Genomic DNA, 12,610 nt, shown 5'->3' with positions numbered 1-12,610 from the left:
CATCTGGCCGCCGCCGAGCGCGCGCGGTGCGCCGGGTGCATTCGGATTGGCATTGGGATCGAAGGCGTCGCCACGACCGCGGCCACCGCCGCCCGCCGACTGCTCCTGCGCGATCGGCGCGGGCGCACCGCCTTGCGGCTGGCCATAGGCCTGCTGCTGCGGATAGCCTTGCGGCGGATAAAGCTGCGTTGGCTGCCCGGCGCCATATTGCTGCGGTTGCTGAGGCTGGTTGTAGGCCGGCTGCGCGCCCTGCCCGTAACCACCACCGGGCTGTGCCGCGGCAACCGGCGGCTGGCCGGCCGGTGCGCCTCCCTGGCTCCCACCCAGCGCCCGCAGCCGCTCCTCGAGCTGCCGGTTCTTGTACTGCAGCTCCTCGTTCTGTCCGGTGAGCTGCCGAAGCTGATTCTCCAGCCGCTCGATGCGCACCTCGGGATCCTCGTCGGCCTGCGCCAGAACCTGTGCTCTGGCCGGCAACGACAATGCCTGCGACGACAACAGCACCAGCGCGGCGATCGCCGCAACGGCGCGTCCTTGATGGAATTTGGATGACATCTTGCCCTGACGACCGGATCAGCGTGACGCGTGCGGCGAACCAATAGCCCGCTTCATTGGCAGACGGACTACGTCAAAAATGCGATTCATACAAATGACGTTCGAGCGAAACCAAAAAAGAAAAGGCCGGCGCGAGCGCGCCGGCCTTTTATAACTGCTAGCTGCCTTTTGACTGCAAGCTAACGTGCAGTGCTGTTCAGCTTCATGAACTGGCGTTCAGGACCGTCACCGCGCGGCGATTCTGCGACCAGCAGGAGATGTCGTTACAGACCGCGACGGGCCGCTCCTTGCCGTAGGAGATCGTGCGCATCCGGCTCGCATCGATACCGCGCGAGGCGAGATAGTTGCGCACCGACTGGGCGCGACGGGCGCCGAGCGCGATGTTGTACTCGCGGGTGCCGCGCTCGTCGGCGTGGCCCTCGATGGTGAACTGATAGCGCGGATAGCTCTGCAGCCACTGCGCCTGCTTGTCCAACGTTGCGGTCGCCTGCGGAGTCAGATCGGTTTGATCGCTCTCGAAGAACACGCGGTCGCCGACATTGACCACGAAATCCTGCTGGCTGCCCGGCGTTGCCGCGCCGCCCGCCATGGCGTTGGCGTCGTTCAGACCGTTCTTCGCGCAGGCGCCCATGGACAGCGCAACCGCGAGCACGGCCGCCAGCTTCAATCCCTGGAGGATACGCATCTGATATTTCATTCCGGGAGCCTCCACGCTCACGTTCTAGACTGTCATCCGGTCTACAGGGCGATGGTTAAGCGAACGTTCCGTCAACCTTGATGAGGTCTTGCCAGCCCAGGTCAAATGCCAACGATCGGCGGAAAGCGACCGGGATGGTTAATCGGTTGTAAATGTGGCGCGAGGGTGAAGGCAAGTGACTGCCCGCCTGGAACCCGGGCTTTTCGCGTCGATTTTCGCCGGGTATGGCAGTCCTGCCGCGCCAGCGACACGCATTGCCCGTCGTTTTGCGCGAAAGGCGGCCCGAATCAGCCTGACCTCGCGGGTTAACGGTTCAGCCCGCGGCGCTGGCGATGACCCGTTGGGGAATCGGAGGCCTGACGAACAGTGCCTGGCCCGGACGCTCGAACAGCATGCGCCGCTCGAACGCGGTCGAATGCAGATAGGGGTAGCGCGCCAGCACCCGCTCCCGCACCGTCGGCAGATGCGACGCCATCAAACCAACCGGCTTAACCAGGCCCGGAAAGATCCGGGGGACGCCCCAGGTCTCGTGCAGGAACACCCGGTGATAGAAGGCATGGTGTTCGGGACGCACCATCGCGAGCCCGTAATCGGCGTCGAAATAGACGCCGGCCATCGAGCCCAGCCGAACGGTGACGTAAGGCAGCGCGATGCAGTGCCTCGCCTTGTCGGGATCAGCGACGAAACGCGTGGAGTCGACGAACACCATGCCGCGATCGAGCTTGGGATGCAGCACATCGCCGAACACCTCGACGGACGGTGACGTCCGCCATTCCGAGGTTGCGATATTGATGCGGATCGAGCTGTACAGCTCGCCGCCAACATAGACGCCGAAGATCCACGTATTCGGAAGCTCGTCATACTGGTCGACGACGCGCTCGTCAGCGGATGGCCGGATGGCTCCCTCGCGCAGATAGGCCCGATAGCGAAGATTGTAGACCTGCTCTCTATCTTCCGCGGTCTGCACCAGCCGATAATCGACGTGGTCCAGCAAGTCCAAGCCCCTCATGCTAGCTGCGCTTTTCGCCTCAGCAGCCCACACCATTCCGCAACCCCTTCACACGCAACTCTAACGAGCAGGTGGAAACGTTAACAGCCCTTTAACGGAAAAGCAAAGAGTAGACCGGTATACGGTTAACTCTGCCGCTGGCGCGACAATAACACAACTTTAGATAGGAAACATACGAACTGCAATCAATCAGGCGATCGAACGCGCCACCACCATGAGCTTCGGCTCTTCGGCGGACCGGCGGCCGTGTGATGCATTGAGCAGCTGGCGGATGCGCACCGCCGGCACCGGACGGCTGAACAGATAGCCTTGCGCCTCGGTCACCGTGCCGTCGACGCTGATCAGCTCGAGCTGCTCATTGGTCTCGATGCCCTCCACCACGACCGACATGCCGAGATCGGCCGACAGCCGCGCGACCCCGCGCAGCAGGGTCAGCGGACGGTCGCTGTCGATGCCCTCCAGGAAGGAGCGGTCGATCTTCACCTTCTGCAGCGGGAAGTTGTGCAGGTAGCTCAGGCTCGAATAGCCGGTGCCGAAATCGTCGAGCGATATCCGCACGCCGATCGCGTGCAGCTGCGACAGCACGTCGTGAGTCAGCTGGGTGTTGCGCAGCAGGGAGGATTCCGTGATCTCGATCTCGAGCCGGTGCGGCGGCAGGCCGGAGACTTCGAGCGCGTAACGCACCTCGCTCAGCACATCGCGCTGATGGAACTGCTGCGGCGAGAAATTGACCGCGACGCTCACGCCATCAGGCCATTTCATGCATTCGAGACAGGCGCGGCGCAGGATCCAGCGGCCGAGATCGACGATCAGCCCCATGTCCTCGGCGACCGGAATAATGTCGACCGGAGACACCGTGCCGCGCACCGGATGGTTCCAGCGCAGCAGCGCCTCGCAGGTCGAGATCTTACCGGATTTGAGGTTGACCAGCGGCTGGAAGAACAGCTCGAACTCCTCATTGGCCAGCGCCTTGCGTAGGTCGAGCTCGAGGATGCGGCGCGCCTCCACGGTCTGGGCGAGCTCGTCGCGGAAGAAACAGAAGGTGCCGCGGCCGTCGGCCTTGGCACGGTAGAGCGCCATGTCGGCGTTCTTCAGCAGCGTGTCGGCGCTGATGCCGGGCGCCGTCAGCGCGATGCCGACGGAGGCGCCGATCTCGACCAGATGGTTGTCGATCTTATAGCGCTCACTCAGCTGGTCGACGATGCGCCGCGCCAATGTCGCGGCGTCGTCATTGGAGCGAATGCCGCGCTGGAAGACGACGAATTCGTCGCCGCCGAACCGGGCGACGAAATCCTCCGGCCGCAGCATGTCGCGCAGCCGCTCGGCGACCGCGCAGAGCAGCTGGTCGCCGCAGGGATGACCGAGCGTGTCGTTGACCTGCTTGAACTGATCGAGATCGACAAACAGGAGCGCGGACAATTCGCCGCCCGACCGGGGCTTCTTCAACAGCCGCTCGATCTCGTCGCGGAACGAGACGCGGTTGGGGAGCGTCGTCAGCTCGTCAAAGCGGGCGAGATGGGTGATGCGCTCCTCGGCGTGGCGGCGCTCGGTAATGTCCTCGAGCAGCATCACTGCGCCGCCGTCGGCCATCGGCTGGAAGGTCCAGGACAGCGAGCGGTCGCGGGCCGTGTCCGGATCGCCGGTCACGACGTTATGCGCTTGCGAATTTGCGATCTCGGCCAGGATCATCTTGCCATCGGCCGCCGAGATCGACCCGGCGAGCACACAGGCATTGACGATGGCCTCGGCGTTGCCGCCCTGGCGCACGAGATCGTCGGGCACGCCCATCATGTCGCTGAAACGGTGATTCATGACCGCAAGCCGGCCATCGGCGCGGAACATGCAAAGCCCGTGCGGCATGTTGTTCAGCGCGGTGTCGAACTGGTGCGCAAGCGCCGCCTCGCGCTCGCGCGCGGTGAGCGCATCGACGAAAATCTTTTGCAGATTGGTGGTGATCTGCCGCAGCGCAAAGAAGAAGCCGGCGGCCACGAAGGCGAGGCCGAAGTAGTAGATCGTGCCGTGCAGCGCCAGCGCGATCGAGGTGATGCCGCAGGAGACCGCGATCTGCAGATGATAGATCCAGGGCCGTCCGAACGTCCGGCCCACGCCGCCGGCGATATAGCCAACGGTGACGACCAGGCAGATCATGTGGGCGACCGCATCATTGCTGCCCAGCAGCGCGACCGCGCACCAGATGCCCAGCGCCGCGGCATAGATGATGGCGCCGAACTGATAGCGCGCTTCCCAGCGCTCGGCCTCGCTTTGGCTCGGGCTCGACCTGCGCACGCGATACCATTGCATGTCGATGGTGCGCAGACCGCCGCTCGCCACCAGGATCAGCACGCAAAACCAGATGGCAGTGAGCCCGGTCTTCCACGCAGTCAGCGCTGCGGCGAAAGCCACCAGGACGGAGCCGGCGAACACCGGAGTCGGCATCTGGAATAGCGAATCGATCAACGCCGCGTAGATGGATGCCGACATCCTCTCGTCGGAGTCATCACTCTGGTTGATAAGCTGCATTCGCTCTGCACGCATCCTGTTCGGCGCGCAGTATTACCGCTGGCAGATGAAGTCTTTCTGAGGGAACATCGTTACCGCAACCTTGCCGCGGCCACAGCGAGGCTGGAACCTGACCGCAAAATCAGCAGCTTCCGGCGGGGCGGCCAGAGTGGCCGGGCCTGACCCAAAGCGCACGGCCTCAAAATGGTCATGACAGCAGTGCCGACCAGGCCGGATCGGAGGCGTAGCCCGGCGTCGCTACCTTCAATTCGTTGCGGCCGGAGATGTCGATCGTATAGAGCGACGGCCCGGACTCGCCGCCGGGGTCGCGGAAGAACATCAGCACCCGGCCGTTCGGCGCAAAGGTCGGGCCCTCGTTGTGGAAGCCCGAGGTAAGGATGCGCTCGCCGGAACCGTCGGGCTTGATGATGCCGATCGCGAACTGGCCGCCGCTCTGCTTGGTAAAGGCGATGGTGTCGCCGCGCGGAGACCACACCGGCGTCGAGTAGGTCCCGTCGCCGAACGAGATGCGCTTCGCTTCGCCACCGGTTGCCGGCATCACATAAATCTGCGGCTTGCCGCCGCGATCGCTCTCGAAGCAAAGCTGGCTGCCGTCGGGCGCGTAGCACGGCGAGGTGTCGATCGCCTCCGTATCGGTGAGCCGTGTGGTCGATCGCGTGCGCAGATCCATCACGAACAGGTTGGCGTTGCTGCCCTCCTGCAGGCTCATGATGATGCTCTGGCCATCGGGCGAAAACCGCGGCGCGAACGACATGCCGGGAAAGTTGCCGACGACGTCGCGCTGGCCGGTCTCGATATTGAACAGGCAGACCTGCGGATCGTCCTGCCCGAACTGCATATAGGTGATCGTCTGGCTCGACGGCGAGAAGCGCGGCGTCAGCACCAGCTCGGCGCCGCGGGTCAGATAGCGCAGATTGGCGCCGTCCTGGTCCATCAGCGCCAGCCGCTTGATGCGGCGGTCCGCCGGACCGCTTTCGTCGACGAACACGACGCGGCTGTCGAAATAGCCCTGCTCGCCGGTCAGCCGCGTGTAGATCTGATCGGAAATGATGTGGGCGATGCGCCGCCAGTTCTGTGGCGGAGAGCTGAAGGCTCTGTCGACCATGTCCTGTTGAGTCTCGATGTCCCATAGCCGAAAGCCGACCTGGATCTGGCCATCGTCCTGCTTCTTCGCCTGCCCGACCACCAGCGCCTGCGCTTTCGCCGTGCGCCAGCCGCCGAATTGCGGCGCCGTGTCGATATCGGTAATCCGCTCGGGGAAGGCTGGCGGATCGACCGGCGTGAAGAGGCCGCTGCGCGCCAGATTGTCGCTGATGACCTTGGCGATGCCGTTGGCGGCCTCAGTGTCGTTAGGCCCGCCGGGGATAAAGGGAGGGATTGCGATCGGGATCGGCGCGGTCTCGCCATTCTGGATCACGACCCTGCTTTGAGCCATCGCCGTGCGGAATGGCGCGGCAGCCAGCGCGCCGAGGCCTGCCAGGATCACGCGTCGGCGCGTCGGCCCCCGATACCAAGCAGCAAACTGGTCGCGATCGGGCATGACGGAAAATCACTGACAAAAAAACGGGCATCAGAAACATCGAGGCGTGCAACCGGCGGGAATAGCCACCGGGCATGCTGTTGTCATGACAATAGCGGGGACCAGGCCGGATCGGAAGCGTAGCCCGGCGTCGGTTGTTTCAGCTCGTTGCGTCCTGAAATGTCGATCGTGAACAGCGACGGGCCGGCATTGCCGCCGGGATCGCGGAAGAACATCAGCACGCGGCCGTTCGGCGAGAAGGTCGGGCCTTCATTGTGGAAGCCCGCGGTGAGAATGCGCTCGCCCGAGCCGTCCGGCTTGATGATGCCGATCGCGAACTGGCCGCCGCCCTGCTTGGTGAAGGCGATGTAGTCGCCGCGCGGCGACCATACCGGCGTCGAGTAGGTGCCGTCGCCGAACGAGATGCGCTGGGCGTTGCCGCCGTTGCCCGGCATCACATAGATCTGCGGCTTGCCGCCGCGATCGCTCTCGAAGCAGAGCTGGCTGCCATCAGGAGAATAAGAAGGCGACGTGTCGATCGCCGGCGTGTCGGTGAGCCGCGTGGTGGTGCGCGAGCGCAGATCCATCACGAACAGATTCGAATTGCCGCCCTGCTGCAGGCTCATGATGATGCGTTGGCCATCGGGCGAGAAGCGCGGCGAGAACGACATGCCGGGAAAATTGCCTACGATCTCGCGCTGGCCGGTCTCGATGTTGAACAGATAGACCTTCGGGTCGCCCTGCCCGAACTCCATATAAGTGATCTCCTGGCTCGACGGCGAGAAGCGCGGCGTCAGCACCAGGTCGGCGCCGCGGGTCAGATAGCGCACATTGGCGCCGTCCTGGTCCATCAGCGCCAACCGCTTGACGCGGCGCTCCGCCGACCCGCTCTCGTCGACGAACACGATTCGGCTGTCGAAATAGCCCTTCTCACCGGTCATCCGGGTGTAGATCTGGTCGGAGATGATGTGGGCGATGCGCCGCCAATATTCCGGCGAGGTGACATATTGCTGACCGGCGAGCTGCTGGCCGGACGCGACATCCCAGAGACGGAATTCGGCCTTCAGCCGGCCGTCGCCCTGGCGCGTGGTTCGGCCCGTGACCAGGCCCTGGATGTTGAGCGGCTTCCAGCTCGCGAATTGCGGCACGGCATCGAAATTGGTGATGTGCTCGATGAATGCAGAGGGGTCGACGGGGGCGAACAGACCGCTGCGCTTGAGATTGTTGTTGATGACCTGCGAGACGCCATTGGCGACGTCGCCGTCGGCCGGCGTGCCGGGTACGAAGGGCGGAATCGCGATCGGGATCGGTGCGAATTCGCCTTCGGTGACCTTGAAACGCGTCTGCGCCAGCGCGGGCGGGACCGAAAGGCCGCCGAGCACGCCCAAACTCGCCATGCCGGAAATGAGCTGCCGCCGGTTCGGGCGAAACGACGTCATATGCAATTTATCTCGATCGGTCATTTCGTCAGACCTCGTTTGAAACAGTCGGGCGCCAGTCGCCTGGCTGCGCGCATCAGGTATTTCGATCGGTGAACACCGGCGCGAAGAATTTCCATTGGTCGTACATCGACGCCGGAAGGTTGTAGGGCTGGCAGGCAATGATCGCCCGCAAGGCGCTGTCCTGATACGCTTGCATATAAGGCGTCGCCGGCCTTCCCTCAGGCACCGGCATCGCCTCGAGCGTGCCGTCGCGCTTCAGCCGGATGTCGAACGCGACCTCGGGCTTCTGCTGATCGAGCGCGCCATAGGGCTTCTTCCAGCAGCGCTCGACCTGGGCCTGGAATGCCGACGTCCAGGTCGCGGAGTTTGCGGACGCGGCGCCCGTCGCCGTGCCGAGCGCGGCATTGGCGTTGAGCTCGGCGCCGGTGACGGCCTGGCGGCTGGGATCGCGCTTGTCGAGCAGGGCTGCGATCTTCGATTGGTCGAACACGCGGTCGGCCTTCGGCTTGCTGTCAGCCTGCGGCTTCGGCGGATCGGGCTTCTTCTCAGGTTTCTTTTCCGGCGGCTTCTTCTCTTCCTTCTTGATCGCCTCGGCGATCTGGTCGAGCTTGGGCTGGTCCGGCTTCTGCTCGTCGGGCTTTTTCTCGGGCTTCGGCTGGTCCTTCGGCTTGCTTTCGGCCACCGGCTTCGGCGGATCAGGCTTCTTCTCGACCGGCTTCGGCGGGTCTGGCTTCTTCTCCGGCGGCTTCTCTTCCACCTTCGGGGTCGGCGGCGGCGCGGTGTCAGCGACGACCGGCTGCTTGTTCGAGATCTTGCCGACGGTGTCGTCGACCGGGGTCGGATCGGCGACCTTCTCGACCAGCGGCTTGGTATGTTCCTTCTTGCCGTCCTTGGTGCCCTTCATCGCCTTGGCGACGTTGTCGTCGGCGACGAGGTCGACCGGCACGACATCCTCGATCGGCGCTTCCACCGAGCGCGCCGAGTAGGAGAACAGGCCCCAGCCGATCACGAGCAGGTGCAGGGCGACCGAGGTGGCCACGCCCTTGCGCGTCCGCAGGAAGCTGATGACGTCCTTTGCCGTCATGAGCCCTGGTCCGGAATCACGACGATGCTGGCGCGGTAGCCGGCGTCTCGCGCCATCCCCAGCACCTTCATCATGTCGGAATAGCAGGCATCGCGATCGCCGCGGATCTTCACCGTGGCCTCGCCGCCTGCATTGGCCTCCTTGATCGCCTTGATCTTCGGCTCGAGCTCGTTCAGCGCGATCTGGGTATCGCCGAGATAGACGTCGACCTTGGACTGGCAGCCGCCGCCGGTCTTCTTCACCGTCACCTCGAGCGGCGGCTTGGCGTCAGCGGTCGAGGCCGAGCCGCCCTGCGCCTGCGGCAGGTCGACCTGGATGTTCACGGTGAGCAGCGGCGCCGCCACCATGAAGATGATCAGCAGCACCAGCATCACGTCGACCATCGGGGTGACGTTGATCTCCGCCATGACAGCCTTGCGCCGGCCGCCCCGACGGCCACCGCCGCCGGACGCGCTTCCCATGCTCATGCCCATAGGGGGGTGCTCATCGTGGTGCTCACCATGCGGTCACACTATACCCGGCCTCAGCCCCGCTCGTCGATCTGACGGGACAGGATTGCCGAAAATTCATCCGCGAAGCCTTCCAACCGCTGCGCCTGCCGGTTCACCTCCGAGGTGAACTTGTTATAGAAAATCGTTGCCGGGATGGCGGCGATGAGGCCGATGGCGGTGGCGAACAGCGCCTCCGCGATACCGGGCGCGACCACCGCGAGCGAGGTGTTCTTCGAGGCGGCGATCGACTGGAAGCTCGACATGATGCCCCAGACGGTGCCGAACAGGCCGACGAAGGGGCTCGCGGACCCGACGGTGGCCAACACCAGCAGGCGCCGCTCGAGCCGTTCGATCTCGCGCGCGATCGAGACGTTCATCACCTTCTCGATCCGCATCTGCAGGCCGGCGAAGGAGCGCGCGTGGCTCTCGAAGGAGCGTTTCCACTCACGCATCGCGGCGACGAAGCAGGCTGCCATCGACTGGGTCGGCTTGGCCGACAGCGCGCGGTAGAGCTCCTCGATCGATTCACCGGACCAGAACGCCTGCTCGAAGCGGTCCATCGCGCGGCGGGTGCGGGAATAGAGAAAGATCTTGTCGATCGCGATCGCCCAGACCCAGACCGAGCAGGTGATGAGGCCGAGCATGACCAGCTTCACCACCCAATGCGCCTGCCAGAACAGCGCGATCAGCGAGACGTCACCGGAGACAACCGGAAGGGCGGATTGACCGACGTCGGCCGGATTCATCGACTGCATCCTCTCAAGTGTCCCGCTTGTAGCGGGACCATGGGCAGCCGTTCCATGGCGGCTGCGATCGCGGCGGTTAGCGCCTACGCGAAAAGCCCTGTCCTGGTCGCTTGGGAGGCCCGCCGAAGCCCTGGCCTCATTCCCCCGCCATCATGTCAAAACAAGGGCTGTTTGCGCGACGCGACGCGCCCAACCAAACCCCAGTCGCGGTTAATGCGAGGTTACCAGCGCCGGCTTTCGCCAGCGAAAGCCGAGCCGCCGCAGCCATTTATAGGCTTTTCCAATCAAATGCTTGCGATCAGGCCGATATGGCCCCCGCGCCGACACGCCGCAGGAGACTGGTAAGCATCTCCGACGGGCGCCGCCACACCGGAGCACTCCGGGGCCGCTCGACTATGCCTCAGAGTTCCGCACACACAGCAAAACGCCCGCCGGCTTGGGACAAACCGGCGGGCGCTTCGCTGCCATCAGGCGGGGGCTGATCGACCTGAGGCTGAACCTTCGGTGGATCGACCTTAATATTAGCCTTGCGGTTGGTCGGTCGGCGGCGTCGGGCGCTGCTTGTGCTGGTTCATGAAGGCGTCGAACTCTTCCTTGTCCTTGGCGTGGCGCAGCCGGCCCAGGAACTCGCGGAACTCGCGCTGCTCCTCCTCGAGGCGCTGCAGCGTCTCCGTGCGGTACTCGTCGAATGCACGGTTACCGCTGGACGAGGCGGACGGGCCGAAGCCGAAACCGCCAAAACCCTTGCGCTCCATCTTGTCGCGCATCCGCTCCATCTTCCACTGCATCCGGTCGACCTTGTTCTGCCAGCGATCAGGGCTCCAGCACGCCATTTTTCTGCTCCCGAGTGTGAAAAAGAGAAGGGCAAGTCCGATCGGCCACCAGATGATGAAGCCGAGCACGGTGACGGCGATCCAGCCGGGATGCCAGGGCGTCTCCAGCATATGCGGTCGTCGATACTGGTCGTCGTCCTGGCCGCGCCATCGATTGACATCTGCGGTGTAGGCCATGTGGCTCTCCATACGGCATTCCGCCGTTGTGAATGTAAATAACATTTACATAGCTAGCTCAACTCGAATTTTTGTCAAGGCGGCCGCCTGACGCAGGATCGGAATTATTTGCGCAATATTATTTCGGCTTGCCCCAAGGACTCGGCGGGCTCGGAGCGGCGTCATCGGGCGGAATCGGTGGCGGCCCCGACGCCGCGCCGGCTTTGGCGCCGCTGCGATCGGTCGAGAAGCCGAGCCCGCGCAGATAGATCAGCACCTCGGCCTCCAGCAGCTCTTCCGGCGTCATCGGCAGCTTGCGGCGCGCCGCATCGCCGCGCGCGAACAGCGACGCCACGCCATGCGCCATCGACCAGATGTGCAACGCCATCATCAGCGCCGGTGGCCGCGGCGTGCCTGACGGCGCCAGCGCTGCAAGCCTCTCGGCGGCAGCCCTGATCACGCCGAAGGCGCGCTCGGACGCCGCCATCAGACCGGATGCGGAATCGACTGCGACACCGGACTCGAACATCGCGGAATAGAACGCGGGCTCATCACGTGCGAAGGCGAGATAGGCCTTGCCGACCCGCTCGAAGGCCGAGCCCGTGTCGGGGCGCCCGTCGTCCCAGGCCGCGCTGAGTTGAGCCTCGAACTGCTCGAAGCCGCGTTGCGCGATGCTGGTGAGCAGTTCGTCGCGATCGCGGAAATGCCGGTACGGCGCCGCGGGGCTGACACCGGCCATGCGCGCCGCGTCGGCGAAGGTGAACCCGGCCGCGCCCTTCTGCGCAATCAGGTCCAATGCCGCCTGCAGCAACGCCTCTTTCAGATTGCCGTGATGATAGCCGCGCTCGGCGCGGCGCTCTTCCTTGCGCCAGCTCATGTGAACGGCTTTTACATGAGCCGGAAGGCGAGAGGCTAGAAACTTTTCACATGGGGTAGACGACGCAATAGCGAGTAGCGAAGGGCAGCGGAACGTGCCCGGCTGCGGCACCTTACGGCGCCACCCTCCCCTGGAGGGGAGGGTTAACAGCGGGGTGCCGCTTTCTTCAGGTCAATAGACGCGGTGGCCTAACCGCCCGGAATCGGCAGCACCGGCATGATCTCGACGCGCTCGCCGGGGAAGATTGCAAAATGCGGATGGTTTTCGAACATCTTCGCCGCGTCCTCGTGCGACGCCGCGCGAACCACGGTGAACGCGCCCATCTCGTTGCTGATGTCGTTGATGCCGCCGGCATCGACCCGCTTGGTCTTGCCGAGCGGTCCGCCCATCGCGACGATCGCATCCTTGTACTTCTCGACCCAGGCGTGCCACGCCGCCTTGCCCTGCTGTCCTTTGGCGTTACGCTCGGCTTCGGACAGCGCCTCCCACGCCTTCCATTGCGCGCTGGTTCGGCTGCCAAGGAACACGGCGAGATAGCTGCTGCTGTTGTCGGTCATTGGTTTGCTCCCATTTGCATTGGTGAGTAGTAGGTAGTGAGTGACGTTGATGACTAAGTCAGTCGCGAGATGTCGCGCAGTCGGCACTGCGCCCCCTCTCCCCGTTCTTGCGGGGAGAGGGTTGGGG

The 12,610-nt window shown here is 64.3% G+C and carries 11 protein-coding genes and 1 pseudogene; all 12 read right to left on the bottom strand.

Going from position 1 to position 12,610, the window contains the following annotated elements; genetic code table 11:
• Positions 1–552 (bottom strand): annotated as a pseudogene (locus WA702_RS15950) (tol-pal system protein YbgF); the annotation flags it as partial.
• 202 nt (positions 553–754) lie between these two features.
• Entirely contained in the window at positions 755–1,249 is a 495-nt protein-coding gene (gene pal, locus WA702_RS15945; RefSeq protein WP_425111497.1) for a peptidoglycan-associated lipoprotein Pal, read from the bottom strand.
• A 313-nt stretch (positions 1,250–1,562) separates the two neighbouring features.
• On the bottom strand, positions 1,563–2,294 hold the full coding sequence (locus tag WA702_RS15940; RefSeq protein WP_425111496.1) for an N-acyl amino acid synthase FeeM domain-containing protein: 732 nt from the start codon (positions 2,292–2,294) through the stop codon (positions 1,563–1,565).
• 153 nt (positions 2,295–2,447) lie between these two features.
• Positions 2,448–4,778, bottom strand: coding sequence for a putative bifunctional diguanylate cyclase/phosphodiesterase (locus WA702_RS15935; protein ID WP_425111495.1), 2,331 nt, complete (start codon positions 4,776–4,778; stop codon positions 2,448–2,450).
• Between the two features lie 187 nt (positions 4,779–4,965).
• Complete coding sequence (gene tolB, locus WA702_RS15930) at positions 4,966–6,318, bottom strand: Tol-Pal system beta propeller repeat protein TolB (protein WP_425111494.1); 1,353 nt, start codon at positions 6,316–6,318, stop codon at positions 4,966–4,968.
• An 83-nt stretch (positions 6,319–6,401) separates the two neighbouring features.
• Positions 6,402–7,694: a Tol-Pal system beta propeller repeat protein TolB gene (tolB, locus tag WA702_RS15925; protein WP_425111499.1), complete on the bottom strand. Its 1,293-nt coding sequence runs from the start codon at positions 7,692–7,694 to the stop codon at positions 6,402–6,404.
• Positions 7,695–7,812: 118 nt separating this feature from the next.
• Complete coding sequence (locus WA702_RS15920; RefSeq protein ID WP_425111498.1) at positions 7,813–8,796, bottom strand: cell envelope integrity protein TolA; 984 nt, start codon at positions 8,794–8,796, stop codon at positions 7,813–7,815.
• 23 nt (positions 8,797–8,819) lie between these two features.
• Positions 8,820–9,296 carry an ExbD/TolR family protein gene (locus WA702_RS15915; RefSeq protein WP_425111493.1) on the bottom strand — a complete coding sequence of 159 codons (477 nt, stop codon included), beginning with the start codon at positions 9,294–9,296 and terminating at the stop codon, positions 8,820–8,822.
• A gap of 50 nt (positions 9,297–9,346) precedes the next feature.
• Positions 9,347–10,060, bottom strand: coding sequence for a protein TolQ (tolQ, locus tag WA702_RS15910; RefSeq protein ID WP_425111492.1), 714 nt, complete (start codon positions 10,058–10,060; stop codon positions 9,347–9,349).
• A 521-nt stretch (positions 10,061–10,581) separates the two neighbouring features.
• Positions 10,582–11,070 carry a DUF2852 domain-containing protein gene (locus WA702_RS15905; RefSeq protein WP_425111491.1) on the bottom strand — a complete coding sequence of 163 codons (489 nt, stop codon included), beginning with the start codon at positions 11,068–11,070 and terminating at the stop codon, positions 10,582–10,584.
• Positions 11,071–11,188: 118 nt separating this feature from the next.
• Positions 11,189–11,926 (bottom strand): TetR/AcrR family transcriptional regulator, encoded by a 738-nt coding sequence (locus tag WA702_RS15900; RefSeq protein WP_425111489.1) that lies wholly within the window; start codon positions 11,924–11,926, stop codon positions 11,189–11,191.
• Positions 11,927–12,114: 188 nt separating this feature from the next.
• A complete protein-coding gene (locus WA702_RS15895; protein WP_425111488.1) occupies positions 12,115–12,483 on the bottom strand; it encodes a hypothetical protein in 369 nt (122 codons plus the stop codon).
• Positions 12,484–12,610: the final 127 nt, after the last annotated feature.

Source organism: Bradyrhizobium sp., from assembly GCF_049798375.1.
Lineage (GTDB): Bacteria > Pseudomonadota > Alphaproteobacteria > Rhizobiales > Xanthobacteraceae > Bradyrhizobium.
Note: the sequence above shows the minus strand (reverse complement) of the source record. Positions and strands in the feature narration are given on the sequence as shown.